This is a genomic window from Aestuariivivens insulae (assembly GCF_022662195.1).
GTDB classification, from domain to species: Bacteria; Bacteroidota; Bacteroidia; order Flavobacteriales; family Flavobacteriaceae; genus Aestuariivivens; species Aestuariivivens insulae.
Window position 1 is genome coordinate 45,289 of the sequence record NZ_JAKMCS010000016.1, and the last position, 19,985, is coordinate 65,273.

The following is a 19,985-nucleotide window of genomic DNA, read 5'->3' on the forward strand; positions in this document are numbered from 1 at the left end:
TTTTGTTTTTTATGATTCTTTTAAAGATTCACTCTTAAACTTACATTTGGAGTAAACCCGAGTGACACATTATTGATTTGAACGGCCGAATTGGAATCTTCAGGGTTTACTTCATAGTATCTGTTAATACTGTTCTTTCTATCCAAAAGGTTTAAAACCCCTACCCTTAATATTCCTAAAACAGATTCCGAAAGGTTAAAATCATATTTAATCGATGCATCCATTCGCATAAAGTCTTCTACATTTTCCTTATTGGGCGTATCATAGTTCACCCTAGTGTTATTGCCATCCTGCACCGTTTCATTACCCGCAACAGGTTTGGTATAAGGTTGTCCTGAACGCCAAATACCGCCAATAGACAATTCTAAATCTTTTAAAATATTATAATTGAACGCCAGGGAAATCGAATGTCTAATATCTACATTATTGGGAAACACCGATGGGGTAATAGCCTTAAACTCATAATCATTAACACTATAAGTATAGCTCACCCAAGCACTGTAATTATTGGCTGTTTTGTTCATTAAAAACTCGATGCCATTAACCATATAACTCCCTTGCGCATTATTATATTGGAAGTTATTATAAAACCCTTGATTGGAAGCCGTAATCCCTTCAACCACTTTATAGAAGCCTTCAACATCTATCAACCAATTTTTATGGTTAAACTCAAATCCCGCAGAAGCCTGTTTGCTTTTGGATATCTTAATTTGCTTTTCGTCTGCAATAATCCATCGTCTATTTTCAACACCTAAAAAATCATCTTGGAAATCTATTTTTTGGTTTACCGACTGATTTTTAAATTCACCTTGTACCTTTACTGCAAACTGCTGTGATAATTTTTGCCTAAAATTTAGACGCGGTTCTACAATAAACTTATTAAACTTTTGAAAGTAATTCCCCCGTAAGCCCAAGCGTAAATACGTGTTACCCTTTCTGTATTCCATTTCACTAAAAAGCGCATGGTTTAATAAAACATCCTTTTTGGTCCTATCGTAAGATGGTGCACTAACCGTTGTTTGGTACAGTATGCCCGTTTCACTAAACTGATATCCACTTAAGAGGTTCAAGTTATTATTTATGCTATAATTGGCTTTAAATTTAACGGCTGTTTCCAGTACTTCATTAGCTTGCGTAAGCCTTTGGTCTGTTTCAATTCTATAGTTGGTTGCATCTACATTATATTTTGAATAGAACGCCTCTAAATGTGTTGTAAACTTGTGGTTCCAAGTCGCATTCCAATTAGCACCAAAACCTAAATTTTCCTGTCCTAAATTACTGGTTTTAGATTCTGTGCCCCCTTCACTATTTTGAAAGCTTTCTACGTAATCCAGGTTATTATTGATTTCTATAAAAGTTGCTCTAAATTTATGGTTCTCATTAAAATCAAAAAGTAATTTTGCAGTATAATCATAAAAGAAAAAGTCTGAAGATTGCTCGGCATCACTAATGTTTTCGCTATTTGTTGTAATCTCACTATCCTGAAAACTACGTTCAAAATAATTATCGTATGTAGGTGTGCTCAAAATATCTGTAAACGAACGCCTTCCAGAAATATGTAATGCCAGTTTTTTACTGATTGGTATTTCGAAAAAAGCATCGGCATGAATTAAATTAGCACCAAGCCCTCCAATAAACTTATGGCTTAACTCATTTTTGGTATGCATGTTTATGGTACTTGAAACACCATCACTAAACTCACTGGACGTTCCATTTTTAATTACCTCAACTTTACTGGTTAGGTATGGGTTATAGGCAGAGATAAGTCCGAAGAAATGCCCCGAATGATACATTTTTATACCATCCCAAAGAATTAAATTTTCGTCACTGGTACCTCCCCTAACATTTATATTGGTTATACTTTCATCTATACTTTCAACTCCCGGAAGCGCTTGTATGGATTGCAAGATATCTGGCTCGGTAAGCCCTGGTAGTGCTCCAAATTTCTCCGTATTTAAAATGGTACTTCCATCTACACGTTTTTGTAAACCGGTAGTTAAAAACTTAGCTATTAAAATCTGGTTAAGCGCTTCGCTTTTTTCATTAATAATTATGGTCTTACATGTTTCTTCTACCTTCCATAAATCCGATGCCTTAAATGTTAAGGTATCATAACCAAGATAGGATATCGTTAAGGTTTGGTTTATTGGAACTTCTAATAACTGGAATGCTCCATTACTATCAGTAATCACTCCTTTTGACGTTTTATCGACTAAAACAGATGCCCCCATTAAAGGGGTTTTATCTATATTTGATATAAGTGTACCACAAACGGTTATGGTTTTGTTTATGGTGGAAACCGTTATGTAACGTTCGCTAAGGAATTTAAAATTTAAATGGGTCGTCTCATTTAGTGCCTCTATAATGCTTTGAAGTGTCACCGCATCGTTTGGTTTGTTGACCATAACATCCCTTACATCTTCTGTAGCATAGGAGAACTTCACATCAAACTTAGTTTCCAATTTCACAAAAAGGTCTAATAGTGGTATTTTGTCTTGAGATTGAAAACCAAAAGAAATACCACTAAAACATAAGTAAACAATTAAAAAGTGCTTAGTTAGATCCATAGTTATAAAACGCTACATGATTCCCACTTATCTTATAGCTCAACCTAAGTGGTATGGTGACAGACTGTAGGGCTAAATTTTTATCCTTATGCGTAAAGCTACCCGAAAATGTTTTTGAGGCATCTACTTTTGAGGCATCAATTGTAATGTTATACTGTATTTCAAGTTCATCGATAACTTGCCATAGCGGGACATCATCAAAACTGGATTCTTGCAATAGCCACGATGGTTCCTGAGCGTTAAAATCGTTAGGTTTTTTTATTGTTCCATTAACCACCCTAAAACTTTTTCCTGGTTTTAGTATCACTTTTTCAGAGCCATAGGTTACCTGCACCGAACCTTCATAACATTGAACTTCAAAATATTTATCACGTTCTTTAACATTAAATTGGGTCCCCAATACCTGTACTTGCCCTACTTTGGTATTGACCGTAAACGATTTACCTTTGGTTACCTTAAAGAAAGCTTCCCCATCTAACCTTAATGTTCTGCTGTGTTTCCACTCCTTTTTATTGAATGTTAGTTTGGATTGCGCATTTAATATCACCTCCGAATTGTCCGGCAAGCTAAACGTTTCTGTTTGCGCTATGGCCGTATTATAGGATGTAGTGCCATTAAAAAACAAAAAGTAAGCCGAGGTTAGCATAAGCACTAAAACAGCGGCCACTCTTAAAAACGATTTATAGTTTAAAGGAATAACTTTAGGAGCCTTTTTATTAAAGGTTCTGGTTTTAAAATCAGCTAAGGCTGTGTCTGCATCCACTTCTGGCACGGCTATTTGTTTGGCATAAAACCCAGCTTTTTCCAGAACGGAAAAATCTTCATCCGGATATAAGGTTTTAATCTCTTCAGTAGAAATTTCACCGTTAAACCATTTTAATATGTCGTTTTCTTTACTCATGTAATTTGGACGCTTTACAACTATTAGACACTCATAAATTCTTTTACCCTACGCTTTTTTTATTTTTTTTATTAAATATCCACCCCTTCTAACTTCTTTCTGAGTATTTTCAAGGCTCCAGACATTCTTTTTTCAACTGTCTTTTGGGATATATTAAGGAGTTCTGCAATTTCCCTATATTTCTTGTCTTCAATCCTATTCAATAGAAATACTTCGCGCTGCTCCTCACTTAAACCGGAAATTACCTGTTGTAATTTTTGTTTAAACTCATCTTCCTGCAATAAATACTCGGGACTTAAATTTGTTTGATCTATATATGGTGAATCTTTTGCATAGCTTAAAACAACTTTTTGATGCCTCACCCTATTTAAAAAAAGATTGTTGACCGTTGTGAACAAATAGGTTTTTGCCTTTGTAAAATCTATTTTAGAACAATTTTCCCATACTTTTGAAAACGCATCTTGAACTAAATCTAAGGAAGCAGCCTTATCACCACACTTATAAAACGCAAAATTGCTAAGTGATTGAATATGTTCTAAATAAAAAGAATTGAAATAAGATTCTTGGCAAAGTTTCGATTTGGAAGTGCCCATATATTCAAAAATAACAATTTATAAGGACAAAAATAGAAATAAAATTTTAAGTTTTAAACCACTGATTTACAACAACATAATAAATTACAACTAAAAAAAATTAAAAAAACGTAGGGTAAATTAAAAGCTAGGGGTCTTAAATACAGAAAGCGAAAAAATCGCTATGAAAAAGAAAAATTTATAACCCAAAAAAATTGAAATCATGAAAACGTTTAAATTATTAACCTTAATCTTATTAACATCAATTTTTAGCTTAACATCATGTCAAGATGAAATTGATAGTGAAAACGGACAAAACCCAAATACCAATTCGGCAACATCGCCAACCGCTAATAACCTGGAGCGTTCATCGATGTACGATGGTAGTTTTGACGATTTTCTGGATGGCATGTCCTGTTCGTCAATCATCTTACCTGTTACCGCTACGGTAAATGACACCCAAATAACATTAATCACCGAGTCCGATTACAATTTAGTTTTAAATATCCTTGGAGAACTAATTAATGATGACGACGTTATTACGTTTCAGTTTCCACTTAGCGTAAAACTTAGTAATTATACTGAAGTGCAAGTCGCCAATCAAGCTGAATATGATGCTCTTATGGATGCTTGTACTGAAGCAGAAGAACAAGCTGATGATGCCATTAATTGTTTAAATATCGATTTTCCTATTACGATTTTAACTTACAGCCTAAACCTAGAACAAACTGGCAGTGTTGTTATTGAATCTGAACAGCAATTATACACCTATATGAACAACTTTGGTGACGACGAATTATTTGCTGTTAACTATCCTATAACAGCCAGTTTTAGTGGAGACAGCAGTAGTACATTCGAAATTACCAGTGACATGGATTTACAATCAAAAATTAGTGAATGTTTAGCTAATGACGATGCCATGGAAGAAGCAGAAGACAATGCCGATGAACTAGAAGCCATAATTGTTGAAGGCACCTATAAAGTAGAATCGTTTATTACTGCAGGAGTCAATACGGCTAACGATTATGCCAATTACACCATAGACTTTGCAAACGACCTAACCTGTTTGGCTAAAAACACAGTAAATGCAACTGCCCAGGATGTTGAAGGGACTTATAAAGTAACATCTGAACTGGAAGTGTTCTTACAGTTAACCTTTACCGGTAACGCAACGTTTGAATTGTTGAACAAAACTTGGGAAGTTACCAGCTACTCACAAACCTCAATATCGTTACAAAGCACCACAAATGCAGCTACAACATTGGTTTTATCCAAAATTTAAAACTAGATTTGTAATTATAGCGTTAGTTAATATTGAACAGCTACCTAAACAGGTAGCTGTTTGTTAAATAAAAGTAAGCCCATGAACAACAGACTTTTAATAGCCGTTACCTTCCTATTATTTATAGTAAGTGCATGTACAAAAGACGATTCCGTTAACCCCGACGGTTCTAATGTTAATGTATTCAATAACAGGCAAAGTACCGGAAGTTCTGCCAACGCCATTTTATCAGACAATACATTCAAGAGTATGGCTATAGAGCTGGTTTATGTTGAAGGCTATGAACCTACACAAACAACTGTAGATAATTTTGTTTCGTTTTTAACCAAATATGCCCATAAACCTTCAGGAATTACGGTTAACAAACGTGCCATTGCTTCTCTTGGACAAGAAACCTATTCTATTGAAGAGATTGCTGACATAGAACGTGAGGAGAGAAAAAATTATAATACCAATAATACCATTGCCATTTGGGCCTATTTTACCGATGGCAAATCCGATAAGGATACCAGTGAAAATGTTATTCTTGGTACGGCCTATTGGAACACCTCCTTTGTTATCTATGAGGAAACCATACAAGGCTTAAGCAATAGTCCATTAGAGCCTAGCAGAAGCCTTTTGGAATCCACTGTTATCAACCATGAGTTTGGTCATATTCTAGGGCTTACAAATTTAGGATCCCCCATGCAGACCGATCATGAAGACGCTGAGCATGAACACCATTGCAATGTAGAAGACTGCCTTATGTATTGGGCAACAGAATCTTATGTTCGTATTGGCAACACAACTGCTGTACCCGAATTGGATGCTCAATGCATTGCCGATTTACGGGCTAATGGTGGCAAATAAAAATTAACACTACCCAAATCAAACACCCATAAAAATGAAAACAATTTATATTACTGCACTTATTTTTTTAAGTGCTTTCCTAAGCATCCCTGCGCAAGATTCAAATACAAACACATCTCATTTTGGTCTAAAAGGCGGTTACTCGCTTGCTGCCGTTAGTTTTAATGGAGATGGTGAAACTGGGCAACGTCACGGCTTTCATCTTGGTTTCTATGGCGAGTCTTTTTTAAGTAATCACTTTTCAATGCAAGTCGAACTTTTATACGCCCAACAAGGATATAAAATAGAAGATGGTGGAGGGGCTTTTACCCAAAAAATAGACTATATCAATGTACCGCTAATGCTTAAACCTTATTTAAGCAACAATCTATATCTCGAGGTTGGTCCCCAAGTTGGCCTTGCCATATCGCACAAGGAAACCTTTGATGATAATTTTGGGGTTTTCGATACCTCCCAAGAATTCGACCCACAAAATTTTGATTGGGGAATAAACTTTGGTGGCGGTATTAAGACCGATTCGGGTGTTAGCCTAGGCGTACGTTACCATTTGGGATTAGGTAACATTTACGATGATGGCAGCCCTAAAAATAGGGTTTGGCAATTTTCAATCGGATTCGATTTTTGATACACAAAAAGGCCTTATAAAGGCCTTTTTTTTATTCTCTTAATTATAGTTTTCCCTACCAAAATTAAATAAACTCTACTTCCTAAACCCTTAAAGAGAAACCATTCTTTATGTTGGTTTAACTTATATTACTTAAAAAAGGGTAATCGGTATAACCCCTTGTATCACCACCACCAAACAAGGTATGTGTATCACTAATTTCATTCACGGGCGCGTTAATTTTTACGCGTTGTGGATAATCGGGGTTGGTTAAAAATTTACGTCCAAACCCAATTAAATCAACCAAGCCTTGTTCCAATAAAACCTCGCCCTGTTCTGGAGTTTTGTTTCCGGTGGCAACAATGGTATTGCTAAAGCTTTTTCGTAATTCAACCCGAAAGCTATCAGGTATTTTAGGGGCATCGTCCCAATCGGCTTCACACAAATGAATGTAGGTAATATTCATTTTTTCAAGCGCTTGCGAAGCCAACATAATGGTGTCTAATATTTCAGGATCTACCATATCTTTAAAACTAATGAATGGCGATAGGCGAACACCAACATTATTCTTTCCTATAGCATCTATAACCGCTTGTGTGATCTCTAATAGCAACTGTATCCTATTGGCCTTGCTTCCTCCATAGCCATCGGTACGTTTATTGGCATTGCTTCTTAAAAACTGATCGATTAAATAGCCATTGGCACCATGTATTTCTACACCATCAAATCCAGCTTCCATAGCATTTCTTGCGCCTTGTGCAAACTCCGCGACCACCTGATGGATATCTTCTTGTGTCATTTCTTTTGGTTCTTCAACAGGAACAAAAGTGGCATCACCATTTGGTGCACCATCAAAAATATAGACCTTGGTTTCCTTTGCCGGTATTGCAGAAGGCGCAATAGGTTGCAAGCCATTTACTTTTGACGAACTCACGCGTCCCACATGCCACAGTTGCAAAAAGATTTTGCTTCCTTTTTTATGTACTTCATCGGTTACCAATTTCCAGCCCTCAATTTGCTCTTGCGTATAAATACCAGGCGTTTTGGCATAGCCCTTTCCCTGCAAGGAAACTTGTGTAGCTTCAGTAATTATAATCCCTGCCGATGCTCTTTGCCCATAGTACTCTGCCATTAATTTGTTGGGGATATCTCCTGGCTGTGTAGCCCTTGAACGGGTCATTGGGGCCATTAAAAAACGATTTGTCAATGCCTTACCATTCATTTGGTAAGGCTTATAAAGATTTGGGTATGTCATTTTATGTTTGTGTTTTAAATTCTACCGTTGTAAATATTAATGTGGTCCCTCCAATGTTTTCCAAGTTATGAATAAAGCAATTCCCATCACTTAAGTCATGAAAATATGTAATATCATTAGCTTTATATTCAATTTCTTTTATACTGCCATCATTATAAAAGGAGCGTGACTTCCCAGCGGTTATGGCTGTATAAAAATAAGGCTTAGAGTGTTTGTGAAAGGGTAACGATGCCCCCTTTGGCAAATGGATATTCCAAACCTTAAACGTGCTGGTTTCTAAAACCAATGTCTCCCCCACTTGTGTATTATTTTGATGGGTTTTAAGTGCGCTTTTCAATTCTTCTGTCCAAAAGGAAGACCACTTACCTACCGGATTTATAGTATTCATCTTCATTTCTTATTGATTATATTTCATTTCTGAATTATCGATTGGTGTATCGGGGTCGTCCTTAACCATTTTTGCAATGTCGTCTTTGCGCATAAAAACTACGCCTTGGTGACTTTTGGCATATGCAATAAATTGGTCAACTACATTAACAACGCTTGGTGCCCCTCCTATTCTATCATGAAGGCTTACACTCATCATCCTTCTTTGTGCGGCACCTTCGGCATATAATTGGTCAAATTCGGCTTTGAGTTGAGACAAAAACTGATCTGGACTCCAATGTTTTCCTTCTATATTTACAATATCATTATTTCTTAAGGTATAGGGCATTACCACAAATTTTTTGCCACGTACCATTGTTACAAAGGGCTCATCCCGACTTAAATCATCAATATGGTAAAGAAAATCAAGGTCTTGCAATACCTTTAACGTATTAACGCCCCTTCGAAGCCAATTGGCATTATACCCTCGACCACGTTGCCCTGTAATGAACTCGACCGTATCAATTCCTTTTTTTATAAATTGTAGCTCATCTTCATAATTCATATTCCATTGGTCGCTCCAGGCAATGCCATGCGCTGCAATTTCATGTCCGCCATCTGCAATAGATTTCGCTACTTCAGGATATTTAATGGCTGCTTCTCCCACCACATGCGAGGTGACATGAACGTCATGCTTTTTCCAGAGATTCAACATTCTGTAGACGCCCTCTTTCGCCCCATAACGAAACCAACTTTCCGCGGGCATATCTGGATTTCCTTTAGGTAACGGATTTCCTGAAAATGGGCTTTCGGCACCTTCAGGCTGTCCTCCCGTTTCAAACTGCATGGAGAAAGAAATAACCAATTGGGCTTCATTGGGCCAATAACTTTTCTTTTTGATCCTTGTTGCCATTACTTTCTCTTGGGGCGGTCTTTTTTGTGTTTTTGCTTGTTGGCAAGCCGATAAGCCCAAAACACATAGTACTGCAATTATTAATTTATGCTTCATCATTGTATTAATTATTTATAAGTGATTATTTCATTAATGGGCCTTCTTGTTTTTGGCCTAGGTTCGTTTACGCGATAGCCAAAGGCTACCATATAAGAAATGCCATATAACCTAGTGTCAATACCCAAGTCCTCCTTGAGTATTTTGTTACTTATTTCCTGATTAAATCCCTCTATCGGGCAGGAATCAATACCAATCATAGCGGCACTTGTCATCATATTACCTAAGGCAATGTAACACTGTTTGGCGGCCCAATCGAATAGTTTTCTATCATCCAACAGATCGAAATCACTTTTTTGAAATGCCTCATACATTTTCCCTTTTTGCTCAACCACATTTTCAGGCAATTGCTGCTTATTCAGCATAAAATCATGGATGTAACTACTATTGTATTTCATAAGGGGCGCTTTCATGGTAAGCCCTATTACAAAATGGCTAGCCGTATCTAGTTTAGCGGTAGCTCCCCAGGCACTTTCTTTTAGCTTACTCCTTAGTTCCGGACTTTGAACAACAAGAAAATGCCAAGGTTCAAATCCAAATGAACTAGGTGATAACCTTGCCGTCTGAAGAATGAAATTTATATCCTCTTCGCTTATTTTTTTGTTAACATCAAAAATCTTGCACGCATGTCTATACTCAAATGCTTGAATAATTTGCTTTTTATCAATCATAATTATTGTGTTTATTTCTGTTACAAATATCTAAATGAGCCATCATTAAAATATTGTATAAATACATGTTATATTTGTATAAATACATTATCTAAATGACTCAAAGATTTTTCATAAACAAAGCGCTTGATCTACTTGAATTTGAGGCTATAAACGAATGGGGATACCCAAAACATAAACACAATTTTTATGAACTGACCTATATTCTTGAAGGTAGTGGCCAGCATATTTTAAACGATAGCATCATAGATTACCGTGAAGGGGATCTTTTTTTCTTAACCCCAAAAGACGAGCATGAATTTATTGTTGACAAACCTTCTAAATTTGGAATTATAAAGTTTACAGAGCAGTTTTTTATTGAAAAGTCAAGTTTCACTTCGAGTTCGTATTGGCGAAAAAATTTAGAAACCGTAATCTTTCATTCTAATGTCATAGCCGAAAGCATTATTAGTAATGATGACGACAAGGCACAATTATTCGGACTGTATCAATTAATAAAAAATGAGTTAAATAATAAAAGGCCCTATAGTAGAAATGTTTTAACAGAATTATTTGGCGCTCTATTGATTGTTCTTTCTAGAAACTTAAAATCGAGTATGAAAAAAAAGGAAAATCTGTATTATTCGGATAGGGAAAAAGTAGATAATATTCTAACCTATATTAGGCAAAATGCTTTGGATAAAGAGCTAGTAAAGCTTAAAACAATAGCTAAAGAGTTTAACATGTCTGCTAATTATGTAGGTTTATTTATAAAAAAACACATTGGTATTTCCATACAACAGTACTTAATGCAAACCAAAATGGCTATGGCCGAAAAGTTACTAAAACAAAGCAGCCTAAGCATTAAAGAAATATCCGATAAACTTGGCTTTGTAGACACCAGTCATTTTAATCGTATGTTCAAAAAATATAGAGCCATAAACCCTAGTCAATTTAAAGCTTGATTTCTTGAATACATGACAAAAATAACAAAAGGCATGTAAATTCAATTACCCGCCCAATATACAAATGGAAATGATATGAGAGATCAGCTTTGGCGGTTTATGAATTATAACCGGCACTCGGTGTACTTTGTGCCTTCTTAGTGCCTTTCTGTGGTTTATATAACCACAAAAGCAACAAAGTAACACACAAAGAGCCCAAAGAATAAAGGCATTAACCCTGGTCAATTTAAAGCTTGATTTCTTGAATACATGACAAAAATAACAAAAGGCATGTAAATTCAATTATACGCCCAATTTACAAATGGAAATGATATGAGAGATCCGCTTTGGCGGTTTATGAATTATAATCGGCACTCGGTGTACTTTGTGCCTTCTTAGTGCCTCTCTGTGGTTTATATAACCACAAAGGCAACAAAGTAACACACAAAGAGCCCAAAGAAAAATCAATTTTTGTCATGTCCAATAACTTTATTTCCATAAATCTATTTAAACTTTCCTGTAGGTTTCTATTTCTATACCAACTAAAGACTAGATAGTTGGTCTTTTTCCATTCTCTAAACTACACAATTTTTCTTTTTGTATTAAAAACCGTAGGGTAAAAAAACATAAAGGTGTCTTATTATTAGAAAGCTTTAATAGAGCAAGTATTAACCTAAAAATTATAGTTATGAAAACATTTAAAGCACTTGTATGGTCACTTATTATAGGAGCATCATTATCAGTTTATGCCCAGGAGCCTGAAGCCGTTGATAAAAAACCTGTCGATAAGAAAACATATTATCAAAACAGAGCCGCCGAAGACGCCAAATTCGAGCAGCAATTTGAAGCTGAAAGCAAGGCGGAAGAAGAAGCTTTTTGGGAAGAACAAAAATACTACGAAAAAGACTTGAAAAAAAGAGATAAAAAAGCCTATAGAGCCTATATGAAAGGTAAAAGGGACGCCTATGCTGAACACTATGAACACTGCGATCACCATTGTCATCATGGTTATTACTATTACCATCACGCCTCATTTTATTATTATGGTTACCATGATTACTATTACGAAAGATACCCTAGAAGGCGTTCTGTTACTGTAGGAGCTCGTATAAATACGCCTCGAGTAAGTTTAGGGCTGTTGTAGCTACAACAAAACAGCTATAACACAAAAAAGGCTACCAAAATACGGTAGCCTTTTTCAATATATTGATATGTTTGTTAAAGACACATTACGCATCAATATTAGCATACACGGCATTTTTCTCGATAAATTCCCTACGTGGTGGCACATCGTCGCCCATAAGCATAGAGAAAATCCTATCGGCTTCACTACCATTATCTATTTGAACCAATCTTAAGGTTCTATATTCAGGGTTCATGGTAGTATCCCATAATTGCTCTGCATTCATTTCCCCAAGACCTTTATAACGTTGTATGCTAGCTGTGCCTCCAAAGCCTTCCACAATCTCATCACGCTCTTTATCGGTCCAGGCATATTGCTTTTTGTTGCCCTTTTTCACCAAATATAATGGTGGCGTGGCAATATAAACATGCCCTTCTTCTATGAGTTCTTTCATATAACGGAAAAAGAAGGTTAGAATTAAGGTGGCAATATGGCTACCATCAATATCGGCATCACACATAATAACGATTTTATGGTAACGCAATTTTGAAAGGTTTAAGGCTTTACTATCATCTTCGGTACCAATGGTAACACCCAATGCTGTAAAGATATTTTTAATCTCTTCGTTTTCAAAAACCTTATGGGTCATGGCTTTTTCAACATTCAAGATTTTACCGCGAAGCGGAAGAATGGCCTGAAATGCTCGGTCTCGACCTTGCTTGGCCGTTCCACCTGCCGAATCCCCCTCTACCAGGAACACCTCACACTTTGCTGGATCTTGTTCTGAACAGTCACTTAATTTACCAGGTAAGCCCCCAATACTCATAACCGTTTTACGCTGCACCATTTCACGTGCTTTCTGTGCTGCATGACGTGCCTGCGCCGCTAATATCACCTTTTGCACAATGATCTTGGCATCATCTGGATGTTCTTCTAGATAATCCGTTAGCATTTCGGATACCGCTTGACTCACTGAAGCCGATACTTCCCTATTCCCTAATTTGGTTTTGGTCTGTCCTTCAAACTGTGGCTCAGCTACTTTAACCGAAACAATTGCCGTTAATCCTTCACGGAAATCATCTCCAGAGATTTCAAATTTCAATTTTTCCAGCATACCTGATTCATCGGCATACTTTTTCAAGGTATGTGTCAATCCACGACGGAACCCTGTTAAGTGTGTCCCTCCTTCATGGGTATTAATATTGTTTACATAAGAATGTAAATTCTCTGCATAAGAGGTATTGTAAACCATTGCCACCTCAACAGGAACGCCATTCTTTTCGCCTTCAAAAGCGATAACATCTTTCATTAAAGGCTCTCTGGTCGCATCTAAATATTTAACGAACTCGGTTAAACCTTCTTCAGACATAAACGTTTCGCCTTCAAATTCACCATCATCGGTTTTACTACGTCTATCGGTCAAGACTATGGTTATACCCTTATTAAGGAAAGCCAGTTCACGCATACGACTTGCTAGAGTATCGTAATTATACTCTAACGTTTGTGTGAATATGGTTGGGTCTGGCTTAAAGGTTACAACAGTTCCCCTTTGTTCAGTCTCCCCAATTTGTTTTACGGGATAAAGTGTTTTTCCGCGCTCGTATTCCTGTTCCCATACTATTCCATCACGATGTACCGTTGCTTTTAAATGCTCTGAAAGTGCATTAACACAACTTACCCCAACACCATGCAAACCACCTGATACTTTATAGGAATCCTTATCGAATTTACCACCAGCACCAATCTTGGTCATCACCACTTCTAATGCCGAAACCCCTTCTTTTTTATGTAAATCTACTGGTATACCACGGCCGTTATCTTCTGTGGTAATGGAGTTATCTTCATTGATTGTAACCTTTATGGTATCACAGTGCCCAGCCAATGCCTCATCAATAGAGTTGTCTACAACTTCATAAACTAAATGGTGCAAGCCTCTGGTACCAACATCACCAATATACATGGAAGGGCGCATACGCACGTGCTCCATCCCCTCTAAGGCCTGAATACTATCAGCCGAATAATTATGCTTGTTAAATTCTTCTTTTTTCTCACTCATAGGATATGATTTATGATCTGTTCTTTTGATTTTTATTCATCACAAAAAATGATGCTTTAAAGCACCATTTAGATTACTAACAAATATAAGAAATAATAAAGCCGTTAAAAAGCATTTTAGCGAGTTTATTCAATAATTATCAACAATTGTTAATTATTAGAAAGTTGCTTAAAGCAGCTAAAAACACGCTTAAAATCGATTTTGTGTCTTTTTTTCACACTTCAAAAATCATATTGAATCTAAAATGGCTTAAAAACGTTTTTTTACTGTTTAAGCATGCAGTCTTCAAAGGAATAAAAATACCTTTTTCGGCGTATTGTACCTTCCTTTCAATTAAAAACCACATAAATTAAATAACCAATAAATTAATTGTATTTTTTTTAATAATTTAATAATACGGGGTAGTATAATTGAAAAAATAGTGCTTAATATGGTATTTCTACATATATTTGAAGCTCGAAAGCAATTTATGACAATTAATAATAACAATAATAATTTCAACAATCCTAAGCATTAGGATAGGAAGGTTATTGTTTAAAAATATGTGAAGCCTTCCAAGTTTGGAAGGCTTTTTTAATATAAAACTATTGAGACATGAGTAAAATTATGACCGTCGACGTGTTGTCGAGTATTAAAGGGGCACAGCCCAGTGAAGCTGTGAACAAATTATTTGAGGTGATTAAAAATGCCAATCCGTCAAATACAAACACTTTTAATAATAAACGCAACAATGGCGTGTCGTTAAACGAGTTGAGAGATGATGTCGTTATAGAAAGTTCTGCTGTAGAAAAACAGATTATCCTAGAAAACTTTCCAAAGCAAAAGCATGGCTATTTAGTCGTTTCTAAAGTAATTGAAGAATAATTATGGATTCCCAGATACATAAAATACACCAACAATTAGTAAATAAGGAAATCTCCTGTACAGCATTGGTACAAGAGAAACTGGATTTACTAAAACAGAATACGAACCATACCGTTAATAGCTTACTTGACTCCCTTGCATTGGATCTGGCTGCCAAAGTAGATACCAAAATTGCTAAGGGCGAAACTATTGGTTTACTGGAAGGCATTCCCTTTGGGATTAAAGATGTCTATATGGTACAGGGCACTTATACCACTGCAAGTTCCAACTTATTGAAAAATTACAAGTCGGCCTATACAGCCACCGCCATTCAAAAACTATTGGATGCTGGCGCAATCCCTATTGTAAAGGAAAACTGCGATAGTTTTGGACATGGTTCTTCTAGTGAGAATACCATTTTTGGAGCGGTTAAAAATGCCATAGACCCCAATTTAGTTGGTGGTGGTTCCAGTGGTGGTTCTGCGGTAAATGTAGCGAAAGACTATACGGTATTTTCAATTGGTGGTGACACTGGAGGGTCTGTACGACAACCTGCAGGATACAATAAGGTTTACGGTTTAAAACCAACCTACGGGCGTATTTCCAGATATGGTTTAATGGCTTATGCGTCGTCTACAGACTGCGTTGGGCCTATTGCCAAGTCCCTTGAAGACATCCGTATTGTATTAAATGTAATGAGCGGCAAGGATATAAAGGACCAAACCACTTATGTTTCTGAACCTATTTCTGAAGCTAGTCTTTCTAGTTCTCAAGACATTAAGACCGTAGGGTACTTTAAAAACTTTATTGAAAGTGAAGCAATCGATGCCCAAGTAAAAGCTGATTTTCTAGCAAGCATCGATAAAATAAAGGCAAAGGGCATAGAAGTTAAAGCTTTGGATTTCTTTGAGTCTGAAACTTTAGTTTCTACCTATTATACTTTAGCCATGGCCGAAACAGCTTCAAACTTATCAAGATTGGATGGCACCAACTACGGTAACCGTATTGAAGCCGAAAACTTAAAAGAAACCTACGCCGTTACGCGTTCTGAAAACTTTTCAGAAGAAACCAAACGACGTATTGTTGGTGGCAACCAAGTGCTATCACAAGGGTTTGCCGACGAGATTTATTTAAAGGCACTGGCCATACGCGATCAAATTTCAGGGAATTTTGAAACTGATTTCAATGAAGTAGATGTTATCATTTCGCCCGTTACCCCAAGCACACCTCCAAAAATAGGAAACAGTTTAAAAGATCCTTTAGCCATGTATTTATCGGATGCCTATACGGTTGGTTTCAGCTTAGGGCAACTCCCTACGCTTACCGTTCCGCAAGGCACTACTACTGGCTTACAGATAACGGCCGCAAAAGATAAAGATGAACTCGTTTTAAAATTTGCTAACTTTTTAAAAGATACGATATAATGGATTTGGAGCAATTAAATGACTTATTGAAGGCTCACGAAATAGAGTTAGTAATCGGTCTGGAAACCCACATTCGATTAAATACAAAAACCAAATTATTCTGTTCCTGTCCCAATGAAGAAACAGAAACTCCAAACACCAATATTTGTTCGGTCTGTACCGGTCAAATGGGCGTTCTCCCTGCCGTAAACAAAGAAGCAGTAAAGAAAGCCATTTACTTTGGTAAAGCGGTAAAATCGACTTTTGAGAACGATGTGATTTCCTGGGACAGAAAACATTATGAATACCCAGACAACCCTAAGAACATTCAAATTACACAGTTCCACAACCCCGTCATTCCAGATGGTCAGGTATCCTGCTTTAGAAATGACGGATCTGAGTTTACCGTTAATTTAACGCAAGTTCATATTGAAGAAGATGCAGCCAAGCTCATGCATGAAAGAAACATATCTTTGGTGGATTTTAACAAGGCTGGAGTACCCTTAATTGAAATTGTCACCGAACCCTGCATCCACCATATAGAAGATGCTTCAACATATGCCCAGTATTTACAGCGTATTGTTCAGAATTTAAAGATTTCTGAAGCCAACCTCGAAAAAGGTGAATTTAAAAGTGATGTTTCGGTTTCCCTACGTAAAAAACGCAGTTACGGCTTAAATCCACGTACCGAGATTAAAAACCTCAACTCGTTTAAATTCATGACCGAAGCCTTAAAAGAAGAGGTTGAAAAACAATTGAACTATTATATAGAGCACAAAACGTTTAGGCCCGACCAAACCACCGTGCTTTTCGACGCCGATTTAAAACAAACCAAAACCATGCGTAAAAAGGAGTTTGAAGCAGATTATCGCTTTATCTCCGAACCAGACCTACCGTTTGTAAACATTAAAGACGTTGTAGAATCGATTGATGTTGATACTAGTACTTTGCCTTATGCCGTAGAACGCATTTTAATAAAAGGAGGCGTTTTACCCCAAGATGCTAAGTTTTTTACAGGCGATTCGTTACGCTCTGAAACCTTTGTGGCTATTAATAATGTGATCAAGGAACCTTCGTTTGTTGCCAAAACCTTGACCAATAACATTAAGCCAGAAGACTATTCAAAAATTGAAAACGTTTCAGATTTTATAGATATATTTTCATTATTCAAAGATGAAAAAGTAACAGCTGTACTAGCCCAAAATGCCATTGCTTCGTTACTGGCCGATCCTAAATTCGATTACAACTCGTATTTCGAGGCCAATACCATTTCAGAAGAAAAAATACAGGACGCCATACAGCAGGTTATTATACAAAATGAAGCCATTGCTAACGATATAAAAGCCGGAAACCAAGGTAAGGCAGGTATTTTAGTTGGTAAAGTTATTGCCATTATTGGTAAGGGCGCCTCTGGAAAGGTTATTCGCGAAGGCATCTTAAAAGCCTGTGCCGTTGGACAAACAACAGCATCTGCTACTTTAGCACCAACCAAACCGGAAACAACAAATGTCAGGCTGAGCGCAGTCGAAGCCCAACAAACAACAAAAAAGGAGGAAGAAAAGCTGCCAGAGATTCCAATTGTTATAAAAGACACTTATCGCACCCACAAAGCCTCACAGTTATCGGAAGATTCTATTTCCGAAAAAGTAACGTTGGCAGGCTGGGTATCCAGTGTTCGTGACCATGGCGAGCTTATCTTTATCGATTTAAGGGATTCCAGTCATGAAATTTTCCAAGTACGCCTAAGCAGGGAATCGTTCCCTAACCTTGACGAATTGGTGAAACTAAAACCCGAATCGGTTATTACGGTTACCGGTGAAGTTGTGCAACGCCATATTGATGATTATAACCCAGCACTTAGAACGGGAACTATTGAATTGGAGACTTCTGAACTGGATATTCTTAACCTGTCCAGAACCCTGCCTTTTGAAATAAAGCGCGCCCATAAAACGAACGAAACGGTACGTTTCCAGCACAAGTATTTAGACCATAGAAATAACGATGTGCGTCGTGCCATAATAAACCGACACAAGGTCATAAAATTGATACGCGATATCTTGGACGAGCAGGAATTTCTTGAAGTAGAAACTCCAATCCTTACAGCGGGAACCGATGAAGGCGCCAGGGAATTTATAGTACCTACCCGTAAAAAAGCCGGTTCTTTCTATACTTTGCCACAGGCACCTCAACAGTTTAAGCAAATTCTAATGGTTAGTGGTTATGAAAAATATTTCCAGATAGCACGCTGTTTTAGGGACGAAGATTCCCGTGGCGATAGGCAACCAGAGTTCACCCAGTTGGATATTGAAATGGCCTATTCCAGCATGCAGGATATTATCGATTTAAACACCAATATGTTTAATGAAATCATAACCAAAATCTACGGTAAAAAATGGATTTTGCATCCGTTTGAAGTTATTACCTATAAAGACGCCATGGATAAATACGGTTGTGACAGGCCCGACTTGCGTTTTGGTTTACAACTTCAAGACATTACCAAAATTGTTAAGGAAACATCATTTCAGGTCTTTAGTAAACCTATTGACGAAGGCGGTATTGTAAAATGTATTAAAGTTTCTGCCGAAGAACAAGGCAAGAAACGTTTGTCCAAAGGTCAAATTGAAAAACTAACATCCATAGCACAAGACCACGGCTTGGGCGGATTGGCCTATATTATTGTAAACGAAAACGATTTGCAATCGCCTATCATTAAGTTTTTAGGTGAAGACATTGCCGAAAATATCATAAAAACGACCAATGCACAGGTTGGTGACATTGTATTTTTCTCGGCTTCCGATTACGACACGGCCAACAAAGCTTTGGATGCCGTTAGACAGGAATTGGGTAAAATGCTTAAGCTTATTAACCCTAAAGAATTACGACCAGCATGGGTGGTAGATTTCCCTATGTTTGAAAAAACAGATGAAGGCCAATGGACCTTTACCCACAACCCCTTCTCCATGCCTGCCGTTTACGATATTGACAAACATATTAACGGCAAGGAAGATGAAATAGGTAGTATTATTGCCCAGCAATACGATTTAATATTGAATGGTTACGAAATTGGTGGCGGTTCCATACGGGCCCACAAACCGGAAATTTTGGAAGCAACCTATAAAAATATGGGCTATAACAAAGAAGAGATGATGAAAAGCGTTGGCACTATGTATAAGGCGTTTCACTATGGTGCACCACCACACGGGGGCATTGCCTGGGGCGTAGATCGATTGATGATGATCTTAGAGAAAAAAGCGTCCATAAGAGAGGTTATGGCCTTCCCGAAAACAGGAACCAGCGAAGACTTATTATTCGGCTCACCTTCTCCTTTATCTGATAAAAAAGTTGAAGAAATGAATGTGACAGTAATTAGAAAATAAGTTTATACCGCTCTTTTATAATTCCATTAGGCCTGTTAGGTATTATCAAGTTCAGTATAATACTTAATAGGTCTTTTTGATTTTGTGAAATACTTTTGCGCTATCTAAAACCGTTTGAAAAGTTCAAACTTCTACTTAAATATTTCTCGCTTAAATGTAAACTTTAACATTAGCTTACGACTTT

The 19,985-nt window shown here is 37.0% G+C and carries 16 protein-coding genes; 8 read left to right on the forward strand and 8 right to left on the reverse strand.

From position 1 onward, the window contains the following. Positions 1-20: 20 nt before the first annotated feature. The 3 genes from MR062_RS15540 to MR062_RS15550 form a co-directional block, all read right to left on the reverse strand. Complete coding sequence (locus tag MR062_RS15540) at positions 21-2,567, reverse strand: TonB-dependent receptor (protein WP_242205934.1); 2,547 nt, start codon at positions 2,565-2,567, stop codon at positions 21-23. Further along, positions 2,554-3,468 carry a FecR family protein gene (locus MR062_RS15545; RefSeq protein WP_242205935.1) on the reverse strand — a complete coding sequence of 305 codons (915 nt, stop codon included), beginning with the start codon at positions 3,466-3,468 and terminating at the stop codon, positions 2,554-2,556. Before MR062_RS15545 ends, MR062_RS15540 begins: the two co-directional genes overlap by 14 nt. 71 nt (positions 3,469-3,539) lie before the next feature. Next, positions 3,540-4,061 (reverse strand): RNA polymerase sigma factor, encoded by a 522-nt coding sequence (locus MR062_RS15550; RefSeq protein WP_242205937.1) that lies wholly within the window; start codon positions 4,059-4,061, stop codon positions 3,540-3,542. A gap of 202 nt (positions 4,062-4,263) precedes the next feature. Between MR062_RS15550 and MR062_RS15555 the strand changes: the two genes are divergently transcribed. The 3 genes from MR062_RS15555 (at position 4,264) to MR062_RS15565 (ending at position 6,796) form a co-directional block, all read left to right on the forward strand. After that, the gene (locus tag MR062_RS15555; RefSeq protein WP_242205938.1) at positions 4,264-5,322 is read left to right on the forward strand and encodes a hypothetical protein; all 1,059 of its coding nucleotides are present in this window, start codon (positions 4,264-4,266) and stop codon (positions 5,320-5,322) included. A gap of 81 nt (positions 5,323-5,403) precedes the next feature. Next, positions 5,404-6,171: a membrane metalloprotease gene (locus MR062_RS15560; protein WP_242205940.1), complete on the forward strand. Its 768-nt coding sequence runs from the start codon at positions 5,404-5,406 to the stop codon at positions 6,169-6,171. Between the two features lie 34 nt (positions 6,172-6,205). After that, entirely contained in the window at positions 6,206-6,796 is a 591-nt protein-coding gene (locus MR062_RS15565) for a porin family protein (RefSeq protein ID WP_242205943.1), read from the forward strand. A gap of 118 nt (positions 6,797-6,914) precedes the next feature. Here MR062_RS15565 and MR062_RS15570 read toward each other — a convergent pair whose 3' ends face one another. The 4 genes from MR062_RS15570 to MR062_RS15585 are packed head-to-tail and all read right to left on the reverse strand — an operon-like array spanning position 6,915 to position 10,076. Continuing rightward, entirely contained in the window at positions 6,915-8,030 is a 1,116-nt protein-coding gene (locus MR062_RS15570) for an alkene reductase (RefSeq protein ID WP_242205945.1), read from the reverse strand. A gap of 1 nt (position 8,031) precedes the next feature. Continuing rightward, a complete protein-coding gene (locus MR062_RS15575) occupies positions 8,032-8,418 on the reverse strand; it encodes a cupin domain-containing protein (protein ID WP_242205947.1) in 387 nt (128 codons plus the stop codon). Between the two features lie 9 nt (positions 8,419-8,427). Then, positions 8,428-9,408 carry a polysaccharide deacetylase family protein gene (locus MR062_RS15580; RefSeq protein WP_242205949.1) on the reverse strand — a complete coding sequence of 327 codons (981 nt, stop codon included), beginning with the start codon at positions 9,406-9,408 and terminating at the stop codon, positions 8,428-8,430. Positions 9,409-9,416: 8 nt separating this feature from the next. After that, a complete protein-coding gene (locus tag MR062_RS15585; RefSeq protein WP_242205951.1) occupies positions 9,417-10,076 on the reverse strand; it encodes an NAD(P)H-dependent oxidoreductase in 660 nt (219 codons plus the stop codon). 95 nt (positions 10,077-10,171) lie between these two features. On the opposite strand from MR062_RS15585, the gene MR062_RS15590 reads away from it, so the two are divergent. Both MR062_RS15590 and MR062_RS15595 read left to right on the forward strand, forming a co-directional pair. Next, positions 10,172-11,020 (forward strand): AraC family transcriptional regulator, encoded by an 849-nt coding sequence (locus tag MR062_RS15590; RefSeq protein WP_242205953.1) that lies wholly within the window; start codon positions 10,172-10,174, stop codon positions 11,018-11,020. 667 nt (positions 11,021-11,687) lie between these two features. Next, on the forward strand, positions 11,688-12,143 hold the full coding sequence (locus tag MR062_RS15595) for a hypothetical protein (RefSeq protein WP_242205955.1): 456 nt from the start codon (positions 11,688-11,690) through the stop codon (positions 12,141-12,143). A gap of 85 nt (positions 12,144-12,228) precedes the next feature. On the opposite strand, the gene gyrB is transcribed toward MR062_RS15595, so the two are convergent. Then, on the reverse strand, positions 12,229-14,178 hold the full coding sequence (gene gyrB, locus MR062_RS15600; RefSeq protein WP_242205957.1) for a DNA topoisomerase (ATP-hydrolyzing) subunit B: 1,950 nt from the start codon (positions 14,176-14,178) through the stop codon (positions 12,229-12,231). A 594-nt stretch (positions 14,179-14,772) separates the two neighbouring features. Here gyrB and MR062_RS15605 point away from each other — a divergent pair. The 3 genes from MR062_RS15605 to gatB/aspS are packed head-to-tail and all read left to right on the forward strand — an operon-like array spanning position 14,773 to position 19,801. Beyond that, the gene (locus tag MR062_RS15605) at positions 14,773-15,042 is read left to right on the forward strand and encodes an Asp-tRNA(Asn)/Glu-tRNA(Gln) amidotransferase subunit GatC (RefSeq protein WP_242205959.1); all 270 of its coding nucleotides are present in this window, start codon (positions 14,773-14,775) and stop codon (positions 15,040-15,042) included. A gap of 2 nt (positions 15,043-15,044) precedes the next feature. Continuing rightward, a complete protein-coding gene (locus tag MR062_RS15610; protein ID WP_242205961.1) occupies positions 15,045-16,445 on the forward strand; it encodes an amidase family protein in 1,401 nt (466 codons plus the stop codon). Further along, entirely contained in the window at positions 16,445-19,801 is a 3,357-nt protein-coding gene (gene gatB/aspS, locus MR062_RS15615) for a bifunctional amidotransferase subunit GatB/aspartate--tRNA ligase AspS (protein WP_242205963.1), read from the forward strand. Before MR062_RS15610 ends, gatB/aspS begins: the two co-directional genes overlap by 1 nt. The last annotated feature ends 184 nt before the right edge of the window (positions 19,802-19,985 follow it).

Coding starts and splice junctions, on each gene's coding strand:
- MR062_RS15540 (WP_242205934.1), bottom strand. CDS start 2,567: ATGGATCTAACTAAGCACTTTTTAATTGTTTACTTATGTTTTAGTGGT.
- MR062_RS15545 (WP_242205935.1), bottom strand. CDS start 3,468: ATGAGTAAAGAAAACGACATATTAAAATGGTTTAACGGTGAAATTTCT.
- MR062_RS15550 (WP_242205937.1), bottom strand. CDS start 4,061: ATGGGCACTTCCAAATCGAAACTTTGCCAAGAATCTTATTTCAATTCT.
- MR062_RS15555 (WP_242205938.1), top strand. CDS start 4,264: ATGAAAACGTTTAAATTATTAACCTTAATCTTATTAACATCAATTTTT.
- MR062_RS15560 (WP_242205940.1), top strand. CDS start 5,404: ATGAACAACAGACTTTTAATAGCCGTTACCTTCCTATTATTTATAGTA.
- MR062_RS15565 (WP_242205943.1), top strand. CDS start 6,206: ATGAAAACAATTTATATTACTGCACTTATTTTTTTAAGTGCTTTCCTA.
- MR062_RS15570 (WP_242205945.1), bottom strand. CDS start 8,030: ATGACATACCCAAATCTTTATAAGCCTTACCAAATGAATGGTAAGGCA.
- MR062_RS15575 (WP_242205947.1), bottom strand. CDS start 8,418: ATGAATACTATAAATCCGGTAGGTAAGTGGTCTTCCTTTTGGACAGAA.
- MR062_RS15580 (WP_242205949.1), bottom strand. CDS start 9,408: ATGATGAAGCATAAATTAATAATTGCAGTACTATGTGTTTTGGGCTTA.
- MR062_RS15585 (WP_242205951.1), bottom strand. CDS start 10,076: ATGATTGATAAAAAGCAAATTATTCAAGCATTTGAGTATAGACATGCG.
- MR062_RS15590 (WP_242205953.1), top strand. CDS start 10,172: ATGACTCAAAGATTTTTCATAAACAAAGCGCTTGATCTACTTGAATTT.
- MR062_RS15595 (WP_242205955.1), top strand. CDS start 11,688: ATGAAAACATTTAAAGCACTTGTATGGTCACTTATTATAGGAGCATCA.
- gyrB (WP_242205957.1), bottom strand. CDS start 14,178: ATGAGTGAGAAAAAAGAAGAATTTAACAAGCATAATTATTCGGCTGAT.
- MR062_RS15605 (WP_242205959.1), top strand. CDS start 14,773: ATGAGTAAAATTATGACCGTCGACGTGTTGTCGAGTATTAAAGGGGCA.
- MR062_RS15610 (WP_242205961.1), top strand. CDS start 15,045: ATGGATTCCCAGATACATAAAATACACCAACAATTAGTAAATAAGGAA.
- gatB/aspS (WP_242205963.1), top strand. CDS start 16,445: ATGGATTTGGAGCAATTAAATGACTTATTGAAGGCTCACGAAATAGAG.